Source organism: Companilactobacillus metriopterae (assembly GCF_004117915.1).
Taxonomy (GTDB): domain Bacteria; phylum Bacillota; class Bacilli; order Lactobacillales; family Lactobacillaceae; genus Companilactobacillus; species Companilactobacillus metriopterae.
Map to the genome: position 1 here is coordinate 190,741 of NZ_RSTD01000001.1, position 22,363 is coordinate 213,103.

Annotated in this window: 23 protein-coding genes; 15 read left to right on the forward strand and 8 right to left on the reverse strand. The window is 32.9% G+C overall.

Annotation, left to right across the window (positions count from 1 at the left end; all coding sequences use genetic code 11):
- Position 1 precedes the first annotated feature (1 nt).
- From EKN01_RS00995 to EKN01_RS01005, 3 genes are read left to right on the forward strand one after another with little or no spacing between them, the layout of a single operon-like run.
- Complete coding sequence (locus tag EKN01_RS00995; RefSeq protein ID WP_129044603.1) at positions 2 to 1,201, forward strand: quaternary amine ABC transporter ATP-binding protein; 1,200 nt, start codon at positions 2 to 4, stop codon at positions 1,199 to 1,201.
- Positions 1,194 to 2,039, forward strand: a complete 846-nt coding sequence (locus tag EKN01_RS01000) for an ABC transporter permease (protein WP_099974362.1) — start codon at positions 1,194 to 1,196, stop codon at positions 2,037 to 2,039. Before EKN01_RS00995 ends, EKN01_RS01000 begins: the two co-directional genes overlap by 8 nt.
- Before the next feature lie 18 nt (positions 2,040 to 2,057).
- Positions 2,058 to 2,960 carry a glycine betaine ABC transporter substrate-binding protein gene (locus EKN01_RS01005; RefSeq protein ID WP_206731612.1) on the forward strand — a complete coding sequence of 301 codons (903 nt, stop codon included), beginning with the start codon at positions 2,058 to 2,060 and terminating at the stop codon, positions 2,958 to 2,960.
- Positions 2,961 to 3,002: 42 nt separating this feature from the next.
- Here EKN01_RS01005 and EKN01_RS01010 read toward each other — a convergent pair whose 3' ends face one another.
- Complete coding sequence (locus EKN01_RS01010) at positions 3,003 to 4,178, reverse strand: MFS transporter (RefSeq protein WP_129044604.1); 1,176 nt, start codon at positions 4,176 to 4,178, stop codon at positions 3,003 to 3,005.
- 175 nt (positions 4,179 to 4,353) lie between these two features.
- Between EKN01_RS01010 and EKN01_RS01015 the strand changes: the two genes are divergently transcribed.
- Entirely contained in the window at positions 4,354 to 5,985 is a 1,632-nt protein-coding gene (locus EKN01_RS01015; protein WP_129044605.1) for an ABC transporter transmembrane domain-containing protein, read from the forward strand.
- On the opposite strand, the gene EKN01_RS01020 is transcribed toward EKN01_RS01015, so the two are convergent.
- The 3 genes from EKN01_RS01020 to EKN01_RS01030 are packed head-to-tail and all read right to left on the reverse strand — an operon-like array spanning position 5,982 to position 8,329.
- A complete protein-coding gene (locus EKN01_RS01020) occupies positions 5,982 to 6,413 on the reverse strand; it encodes a GNAT family N-acetyltransferase (RefSeq protein ID WP_129044606.1) in 432 nt (143 codons plus the stop codon). The two genes, EKN01_RS01015 and EKN01_RS01020, sit on opposite strands and share 4 nt — an antisense overlap.
- Positions 6,414 to 6,470: 57 nt before the next feature.
- On the reverse strand, positions 6,471 to 7,811 hold the full coding sequence (locus EKN01_RS01025; RefSeq protein WP_129044607.1) for a glycosyltransferase family 2 protein: 1,341 nt from the start codon (positions 7,809 to 7,811) through the stop codon (positions 6,471 to 6,473).
- Positions 7,808 to 8,329, reverse strand: coding sequence for a DUF4064 domain-containing protein (locus tag EKN01_RS01030; RefSeq protein ID WP_129044608.1), 522 nt, complete (start codon positions 8,327 to 8,329; stop codon positions 7,808 to 7,810). Before EKN01_RS01030 ends, EKN01_RS01025 begins: the two co-directional genes overlap by 4 nt.
- A 101-nt stretch (positions 8,330 to 8,430) precedes the next feature.
- Here EKN01_RS01030 and EKN01_RS01035 point away from each other — a divergent pair, with 101 nt between their 5' ends.
- On the forward strand, positions 8,431 to 8,643 hold the full coding sequence (locus EKN01_RS01035) for a DUF3923 family protein (RefSeq protein WP_129044609.1): 213 nt from the start codon (positions 8,431 to 8,433) through the stop codon (positions 8,641 to 8,643).
- Positions 8,644 to 8,694: 51 nt separating this feature from the next.
- Here EKN01_RS01035 and EKN01_RS01040 read toward each other — a convergent pair whose 3' ends face one another.
- Positions 8,695 to 9,555, reverse strand: coding sequence for a class II fructose-bisphosphate aldolase (locus EKN01_RS01040; protein ID WP_099974372.1), 861 nt, complete (start codon positions 9,553 to 9,555; stop codon positions 8,695 to 8,697).
- A 379-nt stretch (positions 9,556 to 9,934) separates the two neighbouring features.
- Between EKN01_RS01040 and wecB the strand changes: the two genes are divergently transcribed.
- A complete protein-coding gene (wecB, locus tag EKN01_RS01045; protein ID WP_129044610.1) occupies positions 9,935 to 11,080 on the forward strand; it encodes a non-hydrolyzing UDP-N-acetylglucosamine 2-epimerase in 1,146 nt (381 codons plus the stop codon).
- An 11-nt stretch (positions 11,081 to 11,091) separates the two neighbouring features.
- Here wecB and EKN01_RS01050 read toward each other — a convergent pair whose 3' ends face one another.
- Positions 11,092 to 11,544 (reverse strand): GtrA family protein, encoded by a 453-nt coding sequence (locus tag EKN01_RS01050; protein ID WP_099974373.1) that lies wholly within the window; start codon positions 11,542 to 11,544, stop codon positions 11,092 to 11,094.
- A gap of 4 nt (positions 11,545 to 11,548) precedes the next feature.
- On the reverse strand, positions 11,549 to 11,989 hold the full coding sequence (locus EKN01_RS01055) for a flavodoxin (RefSeq protein ID WP_099974374.1): 441 nt from the start codon (positions 11,987 to 11,989) through the stop codon (positions 11,549 to 11,551).
- A gap of 126 nt (positions 11,990 to 12,115) precedes the next feature.
- Between EKN01_RS01055 and map the strand changes: the two genes are divergently transcribed.
- From map to galU, 3 genes are read left to right on the forward strand one after another with little or no spacing between them, the layout of a single operon-like run.
- Complete coding sequence (gene map, locus EKN01_RS01060; RefSeq protein WP_099975330.1) at positions 12,116 to 12,907, forward strand: type I methionyl aminopeptidase; 792 nt, start codon at positions 12,116 to 12,118, stop codon at positions 12,905 to 12,907.
- Positions 12,908 to 12,933: 26 nt separating this feature from the next.
- Complete coding sequence (locus EKN01_RS01065) at positions 12,934 to 13,893, forward strand: YihY/virulence factor BrkB family protein (protein WP_129044611.1); 960 nt, start codon at positions 12,934 to 12,936, stop codon at positions 13,891 to 13,893.
- Complete coding sequence (gene galU / locus EKN01_RS01070; protein WP_129044612.1) at positions 13,894 to 14,787, forward strand: UTP--glucose-1-phosphate uridylyltransferase GalU; 894 nt, start codon at positions 13,894 to 13,896, stop codon at positions 14,785 to 14,787.
- Here galU and EKN01_RS01075 read toward each other — a convergent pair whose 3' ends face one another.
- Entirely contained in the window at positions 14,788 to 15,072 is a 285-nt protein-coding gene (locus EKN01_RS01075; protein ID WP_129044613.1) for a hypothetical protein, read from the reverse strand.
- Between the two features lie 88 nt (positions 15,073 to 15,160).
- On the opposite strand from EKN01_RS01075, the gene EKN01_RS01080 reads away from it, so the two are divergent.
- From EKN01_RS01080 to lanM, 6 genes are all read left to right on the forward strand, one after another.
- Entirely contained in the window at positions 15,161 to 16,315 is a 1,155-nt protein-coding gene (locus EKN01_RS01080) for a thiolase family protein (protein WP_129044614.1), read from the forward strand.
- Positions 16,312 to 17,550: a hydroxymethylglutaryl-CoA reductase, degradative gene (locus EKN01_RS01085; protein ID WP_129044615.1), complete on the forward strand. Its 1,239-nt coding sequence runs from the start codon at positions 16,312 to 16,314 to the stop codon at positions 17,548 to 17,550. The genes EKN01_RS01080 and EKN01_RS01085 overlap by 4 nt, the downstream gene beginning before the upstream one ends.
- On the forward strand, positions 17,550 to 18,710 hold the full coding sequence (locus EKN01_RS01090; protein ID WP_129044616.1) for a hydroxymethylglutaryl-CoA synthase: 1,161 nt from the start codon (positions 17,550 to 17,552) through the stop codon (positions 18,708 to 18,710). The genes EKN01_RS01085 and EKN01_RS01090 overlap by 1 nt, the downstream gene beginning before the upstream one ends.
- Positions 18,711 to 18,963: 253 nt before the next feature.
- The gene (locus tag EKN01_RS01095) at positions 18,964 to 19,173 is read left to right on the forward strand and encodes a lichenicidin A2 family type 2 lantibiotic (RefSeq protein ID WP_129044617.1); all 210 of its coding nucleotides are present in this window, start codon (positions 18,964 to 18,966) and stop codon (positions 19,171 to 19,173) included.
- Between the two features lie 13 nt (positions 19,174 to 19,186).
- Positions 19,187 to 19,351: a lichenicidin A2 family type 2 lantibiotic gene (locus EKN01_RS01100; RefSeq protein ID WP_129044618.1), complete on the forward strand. Its 165-nt coding sequence runs from the start codon at positions 19,187 to 19,189 to the stop codon at positions 19,349 to 19,351.
- Positions 19,352 to 19,432: 81 nt separating this feature from the next.
- Positions 19,433 to 22,357, forward strand: a complete 2,925-nt coding sequence (gene lanM / locus EKN01_RS01105; protein ID WP_129044619.1) for a type 2 lanthipeptide synthetase LanM — start codon at positions 19,433 to 19,435, stop codon at positions 22,355 to 22,357.
- The last annotated feature ends 6 nt before the right edge of the window (positions 22,358 to 22,363 follow it).

Consider the following 22,363-nt stretch of genomic DNA (forward strand, 5'->3'; position numbering starts at 1 on the left):
AATGACTGCAAAAGTTGAAGTTAGAAATCTAACAAAAATTTTTGGAAACCGCTCAAATGCAGCTGGAGAATTATTGCTGAAGGGGACAAGTAAGCAAGAAATTTTAAAGAAAACAGGTGCTACGGTAGGTGTAGACAGAGCTAACTTTCAAGTAGAAGATGGCGAAATATTTGTAATAATGGGTTTATCAGGTAGTGGTAAATCAACATTAATTAGAATGATTAACCGTTTAATCGAACCAACACACGGAGATATTTTTATTGATGGTGAAAATTTAACAAAACTTGATAAAAAAGCTTTACGCGAAACTCGTCGTACTAAGATGGGTATGGTATTCCAAGATTTTGGTTTGTTACCAAATAGAACTGTTATTCAAAATGTTGAGTACGGTTTGGAAATAAGAGGAGTTTCTAAAGAAGAAAGATACGATAAAGCTAGAAAATCATTATCCAAAGTAGGAATTGATGGCTATGATGATCAATACCCAGATCAGCTTTCAGGTGGTATGCAACAGCGTGTTGCTTTAGCACGTGCATTGGCTAATGGACCAGAAATTTTATTGATGGATGAGGCTTTCTCTGCTCTTGATCCTTTGAATAGAACAGAAATGCAAGATCAATTGATTGATCTACAAGAAGATTTAAATAAGACAATTATTTTCATTAGTCATGATTTGAATGAAGCCTTGAAATTAGGTGATCATATCATGATCATGCGTGATGGAGAAGTTGTTCAAACTGGTACACCAGAAGAAATTTTGACACAACCAGCTAATGATTATGTGGAAGCATTTATTGAAAATGTTGACCGTAGTAAGGTTCTGACTGCTTCAAATGTTATGATTCGACCAGTTATGATCAATATTGATAAACAAGGACCAAGAACTGCATTAAAACAAATGCGTGATAATGAAGTTTCTAATGGTTATGTTGTAAATAATAAGCGTGAACTAATTGGTGTTGTAGATGCGACAGATATGATTGAATTGATTAGATCCAAAAGTACAGATATGAAATCAATTGTAAAAACTGATATTCCAAAAACCGATGTTGATACACCAGTATCAGATATTATGGATGATATATCTACTTCTACAATACCTTTTGCAGTAACTAATGATAAAAACCAACTTCAGGGAATTATTGTTAGAGGTGCTGTTCTAGGTGTACTCTCAGGAATGGAGGTAAGTGACTTTGAATAATTTACCAAAATTACCATTAGCAGATTGGATCGATAAATTTGTAGCATGGTTAACACAATTTACAGGATTTTTTAATGGACTAACGAATTTTATAGGTGCTATTAATAGTACCTTCCAATTCATATTTGATTTATTACCTATATGGCTATTTATGATAATAGTTATCGGGGTAACTTATTTTGTTAATCGTAAACACCAAAGATGGAGTTTATTGATTTTTGAATTATTAGGAATGTTATTTATTTGGAATTTGGATTTTTGGCGTGATATGACACAGACTTTGTCATTGGTTTTGACATCTAGTCTTATCGCCTTGGTAATAGGTATTCCATTAGGAATTCTGATGGCAAAAAGTAATATTGCTAAGGTTATCTTAGAACCAATTCTTGATTTTATGCAGACTATGCCTGCGTTTGTTTATCTAATTCCAGCTGTTGCATTATTCGGTATTGGAATGGTGCCAGGTATTGTTGCTTCAGTTATCTTTGCAATGCCACCAACAGTTCGTATGACTAATATGGGAATTCGTGATGTCCCTAGTGACCTTATTGAAGTCGCTGACTCTTACGGATCTACTGAATGGCAAAAACTAATCAAAGTACAATTGCCATTGGCTAGAAATAGCTTGATGGCAGGTATCAACCAAAGTATGATGCTTTCACTTTCAATGGTTGTTATTGCTTCAATGATTGGAGCAATGGGACTAGGAACCAAAGTATACTTTGCCGTTGGTAGAAATGATGCTGGTAATGGATTTACTGCTGGTTTGGCAATTGTTATCTTGGCAATCATTATGGATAGATTGACACAATCGTTGATCAAGCAACGAGAAAATTAATATGGGTGGGGTGATTCTTTGAAATTTAAAAAAGCAATTATTCTATCAGGTTTATTATTATTGATACTACCTACATTGGCAGGATGTACTACTACATTGAAAAAATATGATGCCAATGAAAAGCTAGGTCCACAAGTCAATTACACAATCACAGGTATAGACGCGGGGGCTGGTATCATGGCTACTACACAAACTGCTATTCAAAAGTACGGTTTGAATAAATCAAATTGGCAATTACAAACCAGTTCAACAGCAGCCATGACTAGTACACTTGATAAGGCAATTGAAAATAAACAGCCAATTGTTATAACAGGGTGGCAACCTCACTGGATGTTTACAAAATATCCAATCAAGTTTTTGAAAGATCCTAAGAATGCTTATGGATCATCAGAACATATAAACACCATTGTGCGTAAGGGTTTAAAGAGTGATATGCCAGAAGCATACACAATTTTAGATCGATTCCACTGGAAGTCAACTGATATGTCATCAGTAATGTTAGACGTTAATGCAGGTATGGATCCTTCCAAAGCTGCAAAAAAATGGATTAAGAATAACCAAACTCAGGTTAATCAATGGACAGACGGCGTTAAAAAAGTTAATGGCAAAAAAATAAAATTAACTTATGTCGCATGGGATTCTGAAATTGCATCGACAAACGTTGTAGCTGAAGTCTTGAAAGAGCACGGCTACTCTGTGACTATCCAATCCATGGAAATGCAACCAATGTGGGCTTCCATCGCGACAAATGCCGCTGATGCGCAAGTTTGTGCTTGGTTACCAAATACATCAAAACAGTTCTACGATGACTACAAGGGCAAATATGACGACCTAGGACCTAATCTAGAAGGTGCCAAGGTTGGATTGGCAGTTCCTAAGTATATGACTAATATAAATTCAATCGAAGATTTGAAAAAATAAAGAAAAGCATTCTCACTAATATTTAGTGGGAATGCTTTTTTATTAATTATTATTTACTTTTCTCTGTTGGTTCATGAACGCAATAAATGATATTCCGGTTAGAATAACCGCCACTATACCGTAAACAACAAAGGAATCTATAACACCAAATCTAGAGAACAGACTGGTAATGATTATAGTTTCCAAGAACATCAATCCTGCTGTCAGTGTATTCACACTTGATATAAGGGATGTTCTAATCTGATCATTTGAAGCATCTTGCACTACTGCATTTAATGAAGTATCGACGAATTCAAACGAGAATTCGATTGCAAAGTAGGCGATTAATAGAGTTATAAAGTATTCTCCCTTGATCATTGCAAATGAGATAAGCGTTATACCGAGAAATATACTGATAGCACGTTTAGTTCCGATTCTTTGCGAAATCTTTTCGATTGATACTGATGCTACAGCTGAAAGTGCTAGAGCAATTGTCAAAATAGTTGCTGAAGTAAATGGTGTTAGATGTTTTGCAGAGAACAGCATTTGAGCAAAATTCAATAATGCAGAAATAGAACTTTGAAATAATGAAATTGTAATAATCAGGTATCTAATTTCTTTGAGTTTTAGAATACTAAACAATTCGATGAACATATCCTTGATACTCATTAGTTCTTCATCATCGTCTGGATCGGTTTCATCAGATTCTTTGTTGATGAATAATAATATAAAGATAGAAAGTACCTGAGTTAAAATTTCGATAATGAAAATACTTTGCCATGAAATAGTTGTTAAGTAACCACCAATCATTGAACTTACAGTTAAACCAATAATTGTTATAGCTTCAAAAATTCCAATTTTGTGTTGGTAGCTTTGTTCAGGATTAGTTTGATAAATCAATGTTTGATCACTACCAGAAATCATTGACAGTCCTGCACCATAGGCTACAAAACCAATAATCAAGCTAACGTAACCTAGGTTTAATAACAGTGCTAGCAAGTAGATTATTATCAGAATATGTCCGATGTTCATAACTTTTTTAGCACCTAATCGGTCACTTAAAACTCCAGAAGGAAATTCAAAGATAAACATTGCCAATGTTAGCAATGTTTGCAAAAAACCAATCTGAACTGTGCTATATCCTTGATGCTGTAAATAATTGATCCAAATAGATCTTTCAAAAAATAATGCTCCCCAGAATGCATAAACATAGAGTCTGTTTTGCTTAAAATGTGCCATAAATATTTCCCCGTAATCCAAAAAAACGTATGTAATAATTTTCATTATTGTTTGTTTATAAATAATACTTTGAGTTAAGTATATAAGAAATAAATTAAAATACAAACGGTTTATCTAATATTTATTAGAAGAGTTATAATTAACAGAAATACTTTTATATTGTAGGGGGAGTACTATGAAAAAGTATATTATCTCACCTAATTTTTTAATTTTCGGAATATATTTGTTGTTAACTTTGTTTCACAGTGCAATCAATGTTAGTTATGCTGGCTTTATCAAATTTCTAACAGAACTAGCAACTGGCCAGAAACATATTACGATAAGTTCTTTAATATTAATTGTTGTCATCTATGCTTTCATAGTTTCCTTCTCTAATTTTATTGCTGGTTATTTGAAGAATAACTTAATTTTTAGAGGAATATACAACTTGAGAAGGGAAGTATTTTCAAAATTACTAGGTAAAGATATTGAAAGTTATGGCAACAGTAATATAGGAAAAAGTTTTTCATTACTTGGACAAAAAACAGACATTATAGAGCAGTACTATTTCGGATCTGTCTTCACAATTATTTCTTACACGATGCAAGTAGTTTTGGCAGTAGTTTATTCGTGGTACTTAAATCAGACAATGACAATTTTTATTTTGATATTAGTTGTTCCGTCAGTATTATTGCCGTTTTTTAGTGAGAACATTTTAAGGAAAATAAAAGAACCACTTTTGAAAGATATTGAAACTTATACAAGTCTTGTTTCCGATTGGTTAAGTGGATTCACAACAATAAAAAATTTTAGCAGTGAATTTTTCTTGAAAAGAAAGCACGATTCTAATGCAGAAAATTTACTAAATGATCAAAGTAAAGATATTTTGGTTAGAAAGATAGTAGGTAGTTTGTCTCAATTATTAGGGGATTTCATGTACTTAGGAACATGGGTAGTGGGAATTATTCTTATTTGGAATAATAGTCTAGGACTAGCTACATTTATGGCATTTACGCAGTTGTCTGGTATTATTTCATTTCCAATTGAATCAATAACTAACACCTTGTCTGATATATTTGGTGGCAAGAGCGCTTATAGGGAATATCTTTCATTCTTGGAAGAGGATGAAGATCAGTCCAATAAAAATGATGATCATCAAATAATTATTCATAGTCCGTTTATTGAAATTAAAAATGTAGATATAGTGAATACTAATCAGATCCTTCTAAGTAATGTAAATATGCAGACTAACCTCGGAGAAAAAGTTCTACTTTGTGGGGAAAGTGGCTCTGGTAAGACCACTATTTTGAATAGTATTCTGGGTTATAAACAAATTTCCAAGGGAAACATATCGATAGGTGGAGAAAATATAAGCGATCTATCATCTGAACAAATTGTTAAAGTTATTGGTTATCAAGAGCAGAGAACTTATATTTTTTCTGGAACGATCTTAGAAAATATTACAGTATTTTCTTCTAAATTCTCTGATGAAGAAATTCAAAGAGCAATGAAAATCACTGGTTTTGATAAGGTTGTAGAAAAAATGCCCAACCAATTAGAAACAATGGTTGGGCAAAATAGTACTATTCTTTCAGGTGGAGAGAGACAGAGAATGGGAATTACAAGAAATATTCTTTTTGATAAGCAATTTCTTCTAATTGATGAATTGGCAAGTGGGTTAGATGTTCCATCTGCCAAAACTCTGGAAGATGATCTATTTAAATTAAAAATTGGATTCATCTATGTTTCTCATGATGTAAGTGATTTGACAGATAAACGTTTTGATAAAATCTATAAAATATCAAACAAAACTGTGAAGCTGATTTAATAATCTAGTTTCATATCATGATGCAAAATTCCGGCATCTAAATATTGATCTCCAATAACTTTGAATCCTAATTTTTTGTAGAATCCCTGTGCTTGATCTTGAGCGCCTAAGATGGCATATTTGTAGTTTTCTTTTTTGGTGTGTTCAATGATGTCTTCGATTAATAGAGAAGCAATACCCTTTTTGCGTGATGATTTAATTACAGCTACACGTTGGATATGAACGCCGTCATCATCGGTAGGAAAGTATCTGGCAGTGGCAATTGCTTTGTCATCTTCATAGATAGTGACATAGGTACACCTATCTTCGTATTCATCTACTTCCATATTTTCTGGCACGCTTTGTTCATCAACGAACACTTCTTTACGAATTGCTAATCCGTCAGTATAGATGTTTGAATTTAGGTCATCAGAGTATTTTATTTGCATAGGTTATTCTCCTTTTGCATTTAATTCTAACAAAAAAGAAGCTCATTGAGCTTCTTTTTAATTTTGTATCTTTTCTTCTTCGATATTTTCCATATCAACATTTCGTACTGGACTGACCCAAGTACCATGGCCATATCCCATAATTGTTTTGATAGCAGGGATAAATGTCATAACAAGTGCCAAGGCATTAACTTGCCAATAAACAATCATGTATATCGGCATGAAGAACAGGTATTTGAGTTTCCTGCCTCGATCGTCGACGATAAGAGCAGATAATAGCTGCAACAATCCGGCAAACATTTCAAAGGCAACAAAGATAAACGCCATGGCAAACATGTGGAAGAGTCGCTCATCATTTCCTAGGAAAATAAATCTTACTGCGGTAATTAAAAATAGAATAGTTGTAATAAAGTAGAAGAATGACCATAGGATACTTAATGACTGATCAAGTAAGAAAACTAATTGTCGATTGTACTTCACAGGGTGGGTGATGATTTTCATGAAGTTAGTTAACCAAACTTCAGTACCGCCTTTTGCCCATCTCTTACGTTGATTATAAAGACTTTGAAGATCATCAGGCACATTCATGTAGAACATAATATTTGGTGCGAAGATAGTAGACCAGCCACCAATTTGATGATCCCAAGCAATACTGATATCCTCTGTGGCACGGTCTTGTCTGAATAAACCAACATCAATCAGCGCATCACGACGGTACATAGTGTTAGCACCACTATATGCGTACATATTTCCAAGAGCGGCGATTTGCCCACGTTTGATAACACCAACGATACTTGAAAATTCTACAGTTTGCGATTTTGTGATAATTTTACTTCTGTTTTGAACATCCATGTTGGCTGTAACAGCAGCTACGTTTTGACCTTCTTCACCATTGAAGTAATTCATGTACTTCCAAAGTGCATCAGGTTCTGGAATAGAATCAGCGTCGTTACTTAGGATAAATTCCCCATGTGCAAAAGCCACCCCGACGTTAAAAGCATGTGCTTTACCTTGATTCTTTTCAAAGTGAACAACACGTAGGTTTTTGTATTTTTTCATCAATCGATCTAAGATTTCAGGTGTTTTATCTGTAGATCCATCATCAGTAACTAGTATTTCATAGTTTTTATTATCATAAGTAAGATCATTCATTAGATAGTTGATAGTATGTTCAATCATAACTTCTTCATTGTGAGCAGGAATCATGATTGTTATGAATGGCTCATTTTCAGGATCAAATTTTTCATAGTTGTGAATTTTGTGACCATAGATAGTTTGATAGCAGATAACACCGATGAACCAGCAAAATGCTCCCAAGATAGGGTAGGAAACAAGTATCAAAAGAATAAAGTTCATCGTAGCGTCAAATGTAGATAGACCAGTATTCAAATGTATCATTTGTTTGCCTCCGCTTCTTTATATATTTCTCTAATGGTATCTGAATCTAGATTTTGTTCTGGTTTCACAGAATAATATTTGATTGAACGGCGGACTTCAGGTTGACCGAATTCTTCAGTATAGAAATCCTTCATTGCATTACGTCTTGTAAGCAAGCGTTCTTGATCGTACTTAGTTTCCTTCTTAGTGTGATGCTTTGTATAGTAATTGTTTTGGATAGTGAAGATGATAGTAATTAGCGCAATTACTACAAAAGCAATGATGAAGAATCGACCAAATCCATAGAAGAGATCACGTCCTTCTTGATAATTCCAAATAGTTCTCAAAGTTTTTTTGTTAAAAAATAATGTTGCAGAAAGTGTCCAGTATATTGGAATGATAAAGCACATCCAACCCAGAATAACTATTACAGTCTGACGAAATTTAAGCCAGAAGTTTCCTTTTTCAAAATATTTGTCATTAATGTATTTTTCAGCAGTCTTACGTTCTTCATGCTCTTTAGTATTTTGTTCTTTCATACGTTTCCCCTATATTTCTATACTAAAATATGTTGTAATTTATAACAAAATAAATTATAACTGTATGTGAGTGAATTAACAATTACTATAAGGGGGTTATTATGAAAATTTGGTGGGGTGCTAATATATTTTGGATTATTGCTTATGCTGTAATCACGATAATTATTTATGTTAGAAAAGTTGATGGGTCAGGTGTGGTACAAACACCAGGTTTAAAAATAGCAACTTTCATCGTATGGACAAGCTTTATTATTTTGGTATTCTTTGTTCAAATGATTATTTATTTTGTAATGAAGCGAAATGTAAAACAATAAAAAAAAGAACATCTCATGTGAGATGTTCTTTTTAATTGCTTAAATTTAAAATTAAGCTTTAGGTGTACCAAACCATTCGATACGTTCTTCAACTGTATCTTGGATAGCTTGTGTACCAGGTGCAAGAAGTTTACGAGGATCAAATCCTTTACCTTCTAGATCTTTACCTGCTTCGATGTATTCGCGAGTTGCTTTAGCGAATGCAAGTTGACATTCTGTATTAACGTTAACTTTTGAAATACCCATTGAGATAGCTTTAACGATTTGTTCCTTAGGAATTCCTGAACCACCGTGAAGTACTAGAGGTGTCTTGATAGCGTCTCCTAGTTCTTGTAGACGATCAAAGTTTAGTCCTTGCCAGTTAGCTGGGTAAACACCATGAATGTTACCAATACCAACAGCTAGGTAATCAACACCTGTGTCAGCTAATTGTTTTGCTTCATCAACGTCAGCAATTTCACCGGCACCAACGATACCGTCTTCTTCACCACCAATTGAACCAACTTCGGCTTCAACTGAGATTCCTTTAGCATGTGCTAAAGCAACGATTTCTTTAGTTTTTTCTAGGTTTTCTGCAAATGGTAGGTCATGTCCATCAAACATAACTGAGTTGTATCCAACTTCGATACATTCTTTAGCAGCTTCGTAGTTACCGTGATCCAAGTGCATGATAACTGGAACGGTGATATTCATTGCTTTTACTGTAGATTCTACAAGGTTTTTACATAATTCGTAACCACCCATATATTTAGCAGCACCCATTGATGTTTGGATTAGGATAGGAGTTTGTGTTTTTTCAGCAGCAGCCAAAATTGCACGAGTCCATTCTAGGTTGTTAGTGTTAAAAGCACCAACAGCATATTTACCTTCACGAGCTTTTTTGAAAATTTCGTTTCCGTTAGTTAAAACCATGATAGTCCTCCAAAAGTTTTTTAATTATACAAGGTCTATTTTAACTCAAAATATTGATAAATAGAAATGTTTTGTTGAAGTATTTTCTGTAAATTAATATCAAATTATGTGAAAATAAATAAAAGATAAAGCACCTACTATGCAAGAAAGTATTACTAGCGTGATCCATGCCGCTTTTGCAGAAAAGTCCTTTGTGAAACTTAGGTAGATAGAAATAATAAAAAAGAATCCCCAAAGGAGTATAAAAATACCTGCAATCATTAAAATTATAATTGAATTTGTCATATTACAAATTATAGCAGTTTAGATTGTATAAAATTGGTTTAGTATAGTTTTCTTTTTTGATATACTTTTATATAAGTAATTACGAGGTGATAAAGTGGATAAAATTAAAGTAATGACCGTTTTCGGTACTCGACCAGAAGCTATCAAGATGGCACCGCTAGTACTAAAATTAAAAGAAAACAGTGATCGTTTTGAAACTGTTACAGTTGTTACAGCTCAACATCGTCAGATGTTAGACTCTGTTTTGGAAATTTTTAATATCCAACCTGACTACGATTTAAATATTATGCGTGATCGTCAAACTCTAAGTGGTATTACAGGATTAGTATTAAAAGAGCTTGATTCTATCATCGAGAGTGAGCAACCTGACATAGTTTTGGTTCACGGTGATACTACTACTACTTTCAGTGCTTCACTATCTGCTTTCTATCATCAAACAAGTATTGGTCACGTTGAAGCAGGTCTTCGTACCTGGGACAAATATTCGCCATGGCCGGAAGAAATGAACCGTCAAATGACTGATGATTTGGCAGATTTATACTTTGCACCAACGACAGAAAGTAGAGCAAATCTGTTAAAGGAAAATCATTCAGAAGAAAAGATATTTGTTACTGGTAATACTGCAATTGATGCGTTAGAAGGAACAGTTAATCAAAACTATCATCATGAAATTTTGGATAGTCTAGATCCTGACAAGAAGATGATCTTAATTACTATGCATCGCCGTGAAAACCAAGGCGAACCTATGCGACAAGTTTTCAAAGCAATGCGCAAAGTAGTAGATAACAATGATGATATTGAATTAATCTATCCAGTCCACTTGAATCCAGTGGTTCAAGAAACTGCACAAGAAATTCTAGGTGATGATAGTCGTATTCACCTGATAGATCCTCTTGATGTTGTGGATTTCCATAACTTAGCATCTAAAAGTTATTTCATCATGACTGACTCTGGTGGTGTTCAAGAAGAAGCACCATCATTAGGTAAGCCAGTATTGGTACTTCGTGATACTACGGAGCGTCCAGAGGGTGTAGAAGCTGGAACACTCAAATTAGTGGGTACAGATGCAGATGTTGTAGAACGAGAAATGAATCGTTTGATCAATGATGAAGCAGAGTATCAACGAATGGCAAATGCTAAAAATCCATATGGTGACGGAAAAGCTTCAGAAAGAATTGCTGATGCAATCAGTTATCATTTTAATCAAATTAATAAAAAACCAAATGAATTTGGAAATTAAAAAAGAGGCCGTTAGGCCTCTTTTTTGTCTTTTGATATTTGTTTCATTTTTTCTAATAAGTGACGGTTGTTGTAATTGAAAATAATTTTTGATGAAAAATAATTGAACAATCCAATAAGTATTTGGTCGATTATTTTGATCACAAAACTACTCCATGGCAATACCATGACTGCTACTACCATGAAGATATCATCTATCAATAAGGCTAGTAATCTTGAAACTAGAAAATAAGATGATTCCTCGGCTAGTTTTTTAAATCCTTCAAAAGGAACTTTAAAAACAAATCGTCGAGTCACCACAAATGAGAATATATTTGCTAATAGCCAAGCTACAGTATTGGCAAACAACACCTTAAGATGAAATTGACTATGGATAGCAGTAAAGACAAATATATTGATAACTGATGCTAAAAATCCAAAAAAGCAATATACGAAAAATTCACGGTACTTATTATAAAATTTCATAGTCTTATACCTTTTTCATTAACTCCTCAGCAAATTCGTCAAGATCTGCAATATCTTTTTCTTCAGGTTCCAGCTCAATTTTAACAGGTTCTGCACCTTTTATGGCACCAACTTGATCAAATATTTTTGCAAATTCATCTACAGCACGACAAAAGTCCCCATAGTAATGATCTCCAGAACCGCAAGTTCCATAAATTTTACCAGTTAAGTCTAGTTCTTGCATGTCTTCATAAAAATCCAAAGCTTCATCAGGAACAATTCCTTCATCGTATGTAAATGTAGCTATAACGCAAATGTCCACATCTTCAAAGTCAGCGGCATCAGTTTGTTGAATCTCACTAATCTCAACATCTGCACCTAATTCTTCAAACTTTTCTTCTAAGACATATGCAATATCTTCGTCATTACCAGTGACACTAGCATAAACAATTTTAACGTTTGTCATATGATTTAAGTCCTTCTTTAAAAGTCTCAAAACATTATAGCAAAATAAACAGTATCAAACCAAACAAAATATAAGCATAGTAATGATATAATGATTGTATTATTGATTTGGAAGGATATGAAGAATTTGATCACATTAAAATCTGAACGTGAAATTGAAGGTATGAGAAAGTCTGGAGCAATTATCGCCCAGGTTAATTTACATCTGAGAGACATTATTAAACCAGGTATTTCTACATATGAGATCGAAGAATTTGCTGACAAGTACATTACAGATCATGGTGCTACACCATCTGAAAAGGGATTCGAAGGATACAAATACGCAACTTGTGTTTGTGTGAACGATGAGGTAGCTCATGGAATTCCTCGTAAGAAGCTTTTTCTTAAAGAAGGAGACATTGTCAAAGTTGATATGACAGTCAATCTAGATGGTTATGAGAGTGATTCTTGTTGGACATATGCGGTTGGAGAAATCTCTGATGAAGACAAACGTCTGATGGAAGTAACACACAAGGCTTTATACTTAGGAATTGATCAGGCTGTTATTGGTAACAGAATTGGTGATATTGGATATGCTATCCAAACATATGTTGAGGACAAAAATGGCTTTGGGGATGTTCGAGATTTGATTGGTCATGGTATTCAACCAACAATGCACGAAGCTCCCAACGTTCCACATTATGGTGAACCTGGTAAGGGACTTCGCCTAAAAGAAGGTATGACAATTACTATTGAGCCCATGGTAAACGCAGGTACATGGGAAATCGCTGAAAAGTTTGTCAAAGAAGACGGTTGGGAATATTTTGTTTCAGCTGACGGATCTAATTCAGCACAATATGAACATACAATTGCAATTACAAAAGATGGTCCAAAGATTCTAACTTCTCAAGATCCTGAGTTCGATGCTAAGTATCTATAAGTAGAAGTTAACATGGTGAGTATTTGATGGGTGAGAATAATCAAGAAACCCCAGTCTTTAAACAAGATATTTCTTTTAAGGATAAGATAATAGGGTTTGTCAAAATTATTGCAAGAGCACTGACTGATACAAATATTGGTCTCTCTTCCAAAGCAATAACATATTATATCCTGTTGGCAATGTTTCCACTGGTTATTATTATTGCTAATATAATTCCGTTATTTCATATTGATGTACCTTCGGTAATATCATATATTGAGTTCATAATTCCGGAGGATTTACATAAATATTTGATACCAACAATTCAAAAAGTTTTGACTAATTCCAACACTGGTGTTTTGTCTGTTGGTATTGTTATTGCTATTTGGGCTATTTCCAGAGGTATCAATATTTCTCAAATGATGATGAATCAAGCATACGGACTGGACATCAGTAATTTATATGTTGAACAAACATTTTTTAATTACGTCATTCGAAGATTTTTAGCATTTGTAACCACATTTGTTATGTTGCTATTTGGTGCTTTGGGAGTTGGGTTGTTTACCTTTGGTCAGTTGGTAATAAGTTGGATAACCCCTACATTAGGTCTGAATTTGAATTTTCAGAGTTATTTTAATCAATGGAAGTGGCCGTTTGGTATTCTTTTGATTTTTATTGTAATAATGATTTTGTACTTTTTCCTTCCTAACGTACGTTTAAGGTTACGTTATGTTTTGGTTGGTACCATTATTTCAACAGCAGGAATACTAGGGCTGTCACAAGCATTTTCAATCTATTTGAAATACTTTGGTGCTTCATGGGACAGTTATGGAGCTATTGGAGCTATCATTGTGTTCTTGTTATGGATGAATATGTCGGTTACAATATTTTTGTTTGGTAATGCTGTTAATGTTGGCTTTGCTGAATCATTTAGTAATCTGACAATAGAAAAAAATACCGGCAGAATATCTAATTATATGAAGTCGCGCGAAAAAGGAGACAATTAAATGAAAGTAAGAAAAGCTATTATTCCAGCCGCTGGACTAGGAACAAGATTTTTACCAGCAACTAAAGCATTGGCAAAGGAAATGCTGCCAATTGTTGATAAACCTACTATTCAATTTATCGTCGAAGAAGCAAAAGCTTCGGGTATTGAAGATATTCTGATCATTACTGGTAAAAACAAAAGATCTATTGAAGATCATTTTGATTCAGTTCCTGAATTGGAACAAAATCTTAGCGAAAAACACAAAACTGAACTTTTGAAAGTTGTTCAATCAACTACAGATCTTGGCGTAAACTTGTACTACAGCCGTCAAGCTCATCCAAATGGTTTGGGAGATGCAGTTTTGCAAGCTAAATCATTTATTGCAGACGAACCATTTATAGTTATGTTAGGCGATGACCTTATGTCAGATAAGGTTCCGCTAACAAAACAATTAATCGATGATTATGAAAAAACACACTCATCAACCATTGCGGTTATGCGTGTGCCAGACAAAGATGTTTCAAAATATGGAATTATTGATCCAGAACAAGAACAAGTTCCTGGACTTTACAACGTTAAGAATTTTGTTGAGAAACCTGATGTAGCCGATGCACCTAGTAATCTAGCTATCATCGGTAGATATTTACTAACACCAGAAATTTTTGACTTACTTGAAAGTCAAGAACCAGGTGCAGGTAACGAAATACAACTAACTGACGCCATCGATCGCATGAACAAAACTCAAAGAGTATTTGCTCATGAGTTCAATGGTGATCGTTTCGATGTTGGTAACAAGTTTGGTTATGTTAAAACAAATATTGATTATGGATTGGTTCATCCAGAAGTTAAAGATGAATTGGAAACTTATATTCTAGATTTGGCAGATAAAATTCAAAAAAAGAATAAAAAATAATTAACCTAATAAAATGCGATTATCACTTACTCGAAACCCGAATAATTGATAGTCGTTTTTTTGATAAGAGTAGAAAATTGGTAATTCTAGCAATTCTTTTTTGTTAATCAAAAGCGAAAATTCCCAGTTTTTCAATGCCGTTATCTTAGTTGAGTGCACTAAAAAAACACCTTCATCGGTGACTTTGATATCTACCACGTTGAGAAACGTGTCATCGTTTTCTATACAGATGAAGTTATTTTTATTAAAATCGTTTAATAAGATTAATAAATCTATTGCTCTCATTTTATGCCTCAAATGTTGTTATAATTCCATTAATAAATTATTATATAGTCTTAAGACAATTTTACCAAACTCGGAGGTTTTATATACCATGGATTCAGTAGTTATTATTGATGCAAAACGCACTGCTATTGGAAAGTTCAGAGGACAATTTGCAGACTTGTCTGCAGTAGAGTTAGGTACTAAGTTAGTCCAACAATTGTTGGATATAAATAAATTAGATCCTAAAGAAGTAGATCAATTTATATTTGGAAATGTCTATCAAGCAGGACAAGGACAAAATCCAGCACGTCAAATAGCAATTAATTCTGGAGCAAGGGTTGAGTCAACATCCATGACAATTAACCAAGTTTGCGGTTCAGGATTGAAAGCTGTAAAAGAAGGTTACAACGCCTTAGTATTGGGCGACGCAGATATCGTAGTCGCCGGTGGAATAGAAAGTATGTCCAATGCGCCATTCTTTGCACCACGCGTGGATAAAATGAAAGCCAGTGAAGAGTTACAAGATACACTCTTCAAAGATGGTCTAACAGATGCATTTAGCAACCAACATATGGGAATCACAGCAGAAAATGTTGCTGAAAAGTATTCTGTGACTAGAGAACAACAAGATCAGTTCTCTCTTGATTCTCAAATGAAAGCAAGCGCCGCAATTGAAAAACTTCAAAAAGAAATTATTCCTATCGAAGTGAATGGAAATAAAGTAACTACAGATGAATCTATTCGTGCTAATTCAACTCTAGAAAGTCTGGCAGGTTTGAAAACAGTATTTAAGGAAAATGGAACAGTAACTGCTGGTAATTCTTCGCCATTAAACGATGGTGCAGCTGCCTTAATTTTGATGACAAAGTCAAAAGCTGATGAATTAGGATTGAAATATGTGGCAACTATCAAAGGTTACACTGAAGTAGGAATAGATCCGGACTATATGGGATATGCCCCATATTACGCAATCAAAAAATATTACGACAAATACAATCAATCATCTGAAGATATAGATTTATTTGATATCAATGAAGCCTTTGCATCTCAAGCTTACGCAGTAACCAGAGACCTAGAATTACCATCAGAAAAAGTAAATATATATGGTGGAGCAATTGCACTTGGTCATCCATTGGGAGCCACAGGAGCCAGATTAATAACTACTCTAATTAATCAATTGAAAACTGAAAACAAAAAAACTGGTATGGTTTCACTATGTATCGGTGGCGGTATGGGTATGGCTCTAGGAATTGAGTTATCATGAAATTGTACGAAATGAGTAATCAGGAGCGACTTGATTATTTAATAGAGAATAAATATCTTACAGCACATCAAGCTCAAATATTGGCAGATAGGGATGTTATATCTGAGGATTTAGCTAGTAGTCTAAGTGAGAATCAAATAGGGGCTTTTAGTTTGCCATATGGTTTTGCAACAGATGTTGTAGTGAATGGCAAAGAATATATAGTTCCTATGGTGACAGAAGAACCATCAGTTGTAGCCGCTGCCTCAAATGGTGCTAAGCGTGTGAAGAATTCCGGTGGATTCAAAGTGCAACCAACCACTAGAAATATTTTTGGTCAAATAATACTAAAACCAAACAACCCCCAAACTTTGGAAATATTGAATCATTCTCTAGCTGAATTGACTGATTTAGGCAATGAATCTCGTCCAAGTCTTGTGAAGCGTGGCGGTGGTATTGTAGGTATGTATGTTGACGAGGTTGGTGAGTTCTTAGAGATAGTTATTCAGTTTGATACTGTGGATGCCATGGGCGCTAATATAGTCAACTCAATGTTGGAAGTTATTGCTCACAGGGTGACAGAACTGACCAATGAAAACATACTCAGCAGCATTCTGTCCAATAGTGGTATCGGTCAGATTGTTAAAGCAGAGGCTAAACTAAACTTTGAAGATCTGGCAACTAAAGATTTAGACGGACAAATGGTCGCAGAAAAAATTGTGCAACTAAATGATTTTGCTCATCAATCCTATCGCAGAGCTGTTACCAATAATAAAGGTATTATGAACGGAATTGATGCCGTCTATTTAGCCACTGGCAATGATTTTCGAGCAGAAGAAGCTGCCGCACACAGTACACAAGATAGACCTTATGCCCCATTCAGTGATTGGAAAATTATAAACAATCAATTAATTGGAACTCTGGAAATGCCAATAGAAATCGGAAGTGTTGGTGGAGCAATCAGTTCCTTGCCAATGGCACAGATTAGTTTAGCTATGATGAAAATAGAAGATAGCAAAGAATTACAGTCAGTTGTAGCAGCAGTTGGTTTGGCAAATAATCTATCAGCTATGAGAGCTCTGGTTTCAACAGGTATTCAAAATGGACATATGAGTTTGCAAAGTAAGTCTCTAGCAGTGAGTGCTGGAGCAAAAGGCTCAGAAATAGAAGAAGTATCTAAAAAAATGAATGAACTTAAAGAGTACAATTTAGATTTAGCAAAAAAAATCTTAGGTGAATTAAGAGGTAATAACTAATGAGTATAGGTATTGATAAATTAGGTTTTTATACTCCTAAAAATTATATAGATATCGTTGAACTTGCAGAAGCTAGAGACGTTGAACCTGGTAAATTTACCATTGGGATTGGTCAAGATAAGCAAGCTGTTCCTAATCCTTATGAAGATGTGGTAACAATGGCTGCAGAAGCAGCTAACCAGATTTTGACAGAAGACAATAAAAAGGATATTGAACTAGTAATTGTTGGTACTGAAAGTAGTATTGATGAATCTAAGTCTTCATCTGCATTTTTGATGGATCTACTAGACTTACCAAATGAAGTTCGTGCTTTCGAAATTAAACAAGCATGTTACGGTGCTACTGCTGGTTTACAAATGGCAAAAGATTTTATTGCGACACATCCAGGTAAGAAAGCACTAGTTATTGCTAGTGATATTGCTAAATATGGTATCAAAACTGCCGGTGAAGTTACACAAGGTGCAGGTGCTATTGCTATGTTAGTTAGTGATAATCCTCAGATTGTTGAACTAGAAGATAGATCAGTTTATCTAACTAAAAATGTTGGTGATTTTTGGAGACCTACATTCTCTAAAACAGCATTTGCTCGAGGTAAATATTCAAACGAAATTTATATGGATTTCTTCAAAACATTGTTTGATAATTACAATCAAAAATTTGACCAAGATGTTGAAAATATCGATACCTTGTTGTTCCATATTCCATATACAAAAATGGGACGTAAAGCGCTTAACACTATTGAAAGTGATGTTTCAGAAGAGAAGTTCAATGATTTGGTAGAACGTTACCAAAAGAGTATAGAAATAAGCCGTTCAGTGGGTAATCTATATACAGGATCATTGTATTTAGGATTACTTTCATACCTAATCAATGGTGATGTAAAAGATAACGAATCATTGATGATGTTTAGTTATGGTTCTGGTGCAGTAGGTGAAATTTATTCAGCCAAAGTAGTTCCAGGATTTGAAAAAGCAATTGATATCGAAGGAATCAAGAACATGCTTGATTCTAGAAAGAAAATATCAATCAGTGAATATGAAACAATCTTCAATACTGAATACAAGAACGATGATGTAGTCAATATTGACACTGTAGAAGGTGAATTCTATCTATCAGAAATTACTGAAAATGAAAGATTATATTCTCGAATTAGTAAATAAAAAGATGATACCGAAAGGTATCATCTTTTTATTTTTGTACTAATGATTTTGATTCAAAAATTATAAATGAGTTCCCTTTATACTCAATTATTTAAAAATAAAATAAAATTAAATGAATTTTTCAAAAAGATATAACGTTTATATCAATATTTAGTACGTTTATATTTTATTTTTATTAATTATAAATTAACATGATATATTATTTTTATAAATATAATAAATATTTATAAAATAAAATGCGGGGGTATCAAAAATGAAAAAAAGTGAAATTGTTCCAGAATTCGAAAGTTTATCAGTAGATGAAATGAATTCGATACAAGGAGCAGGAGAAATGCAATCAGAAACAACACCAGTTTGTGCTATTGCTGCAACGGTTGCTGAAAGTTCAGGTGTATGTTCATCTGTTGCAACAGGAGTCACAACTGGAGCTACTGTTGTTTTAACGATAAAACGTTGTAAATAAGGGGGGTATTAAAATGAAAAAAAGTGAAATTGTTCCAGAATTCGAAAGTCTATCAATAGATGAAATGAATTCAATACAAGGAGCAGGAGAAATGCAGTCAGAAACAACACCAGTATGTATTGCTGGATTCACTGTTGGTGTTGGTGTTGGAGTAACTCTGTCAGTTACTACCTGCTAAATATTATGTGATTTTTAAGTGAAAAAGTACTTCTAAGAATTTTAGGAAGTACTTTTTTTATACAATAGGGGGGATTTAAACTTGGAAAAAATTTATAATTCATTATCTATAAGCGAACGGTCAAAACTATCCTATAAAATTGATGAAAAAATTATGGAAAAAAACTATGATAATTGGACTTCCAGAAAGTCTACATTAAATTCTGAGGATTTCACAAGAATGGCCAAAATGGTTTATGGGTCAAAATATAATATGCAAAAAGGTATTACACCATTTTCTCAAATTAAAAAGGAATTTGTGGAAGATGAATTAAATAATCTTGACTGGGTGGAGAAAGCCAAAAATATCTTTGAAAATAATGATTCTAAATTAAGAAATGATGATTTAGATTTAAATTATGCATTAAGATATTTTATTAGAGATTTGTATAAGTTTTTAGATGAAAAACAAAAGAGGTTTTCATTTATTAGTGATAGTTTTATAGAGGATTTGATAAATTCTTTCAGCACACAGTTGTATGGAATTATTATTAAAACAATTACCGTAGATGTTTATAACTATAAAAAAAATAATAAATTAAATGGGGATTCATCTACAGAGAGATTCAAATTATATTTAAAAGAACGATTTAATAGTTTAGAAAAAACAGAACAATTTTATGATGAATATCCTACGCTACTTCGTCTAATTATAAAAAGATTAGATTATTTTAAAAACAATTGTATGGATTTGTTCATAAACATAAATGAGAAACTAAATAATATATCAAGCATATATGATACAAAAATAACGGAAATAGTTCATTGTAAGGGATTGAAGGGTGATTCTCACGATGGTGGGAAAAGTGTAACTGAAATTGAATTTAATGATAATATCACCATGTTTTATAAGCCTAAAGTTAATTCAAAATCCAGTAAAACTATTGATGATTTTTTATCATTTTTAAATGAAAATTACGAAGCTGAGTTGTTTGTTCCTAAAAAAGTTTATGGTAATAGTTTCACACTAGAAGAGAAAATTGAAAGTCTTCCTATGGATAAAAAGGGCGATGAAAAAAAATATTATTTTAGGTTTGGGAAAATATTAGGGATAGCTTACTTATTTAATTTTCTAGATTTACATTTTGAAAATATTATTGCATATAAAAATTACCCTGTTCTTATTGACAATGAAACCATTTTCCATCAAAGTACGAGTTTGAAATTTAATAATAATGCTATAACCGATTCCAAATATAAATTCTTAGACTCAGTTTCTGGAACGGGACTTTTACCTCATGAAAGTTTTAAAGAAAGAAGTAAGGAGAATAAGTCTGTTGATTTAAGTGCCTTAAAATCCAAAAGTCAAGTTTTGCCTTTTAAAGTACTTCAGCTTCAAAATATATATACTGATGAGATGAAGTATGACTATGATGAAGTTGTTCTTGACATGGGTCAAAATTTACCATTTTTAGGTGCAAAATACTACAGTGTAAAAGGACAAGAGGAAGAAGTACATAGAGGGATAGGGTCAATATTAAAAAAAATTATGAGTAATAAAAGTAAGTTAGTTAAATACATTGAATCAAACTTAACTGACGTATCTGTTAGAAATGTTGTAAGACCTACACAAAAATATAGTGATATGCTTGACTACTCATACCACCCTAATTGTATGAAAAACAAAATTGAACAGGAACGTGTGCTACAGAATATGTGGGCATATCCACTAAAGGATAAAAGTGTCATAAAGTACGAAATTTTAGATTTGTTAAACGGTGATATACCACAATTTTTTAATTTAATTAATACTAGAGATTTGATTACAACATCTGGTGATATAATATCGAATTTTTATGATAAAACTATGATTGAAATTATTAAGCAAAAAATCGAAAATTTGGATGATGAAATAGTTTCATGGCAAATTGCACATTTTGATGTTTCCACGGGATTTTATAATGAATATTCAGATGCACAGCTTTATCCAGAAAAAAGTATGAAAATTAGTGATAGAAAATATTCAAAAGTTGAATTAGAAGAACTTTCACTAAAAATTGAAAGTATAATAAGTAACCGATCTTCAATAAATAAATCATCTCAAACAATAAGTTGGCTTGATATAAAGCAGTCTAATGATTGGGAAATAGGCGTTTTGGATGACAATTTATATAATGGACTATCTGGTATATATATTTATTATTTGTCATTACAATATTACTTCAATACACAAGAATTACAATTAAAGAAAAATTATATTAGAAATACTTTGAAGTTGATTTTGAAAAAATCATTATATTCATATTCTGCATATTTTGGTGCAGGAAGCATCATATATCCAATGATTTTAGATTATAAACTTAACGATGACAAAGATTCTCTAAAAATTGCAGTTGATATTTCAAATAATTTTTTAAATAATGGAATACCATCCTCTCAGGATTTAAAAAACGATTGGATTTTAGGAGTTAATTCACTAATAAAAGTTATGATAGTTATGAGTGAAGTAACAAAAAACATTGATTATAGTGACTATGCATATAAATTATATCAAGAACTTTCTTCAGAAGAAATGAATACATCAGAAGGTTTTGGACATGGAATAAATAGCTATTTGTATATCAAAGGTATTTTTGAAAAAGATATGGATCATAATTTGAAGCAAAAAAAATCGAAAGAAGTTTCTTGGTGTAACGGATTAATTGGTAGTGATATGTATGAACAGTATTCTAATAAGAATTTCTCTCCAAATATAAAAGAATTATATAATCAGAAATATACTAATTGGTCTCTTTGCCATGGTCTATCAGGTTTAATAGAACTACTGTCACCATATCGTCAACAATATGATATTAGTAGTCTTATTTATACATTTGCAGAAGGTTTTGAGAAAAATAATTTATATTTAAAAGGACCCAAAGATATAAAACCTTTAGGCTTATATACAGGATTATCAGGAGTTGGATTTGAGATATTAAAATATTTAGATAAGGATAAAAAAATCCCTAATATTTTGATGTTTGATTAAGGTGAA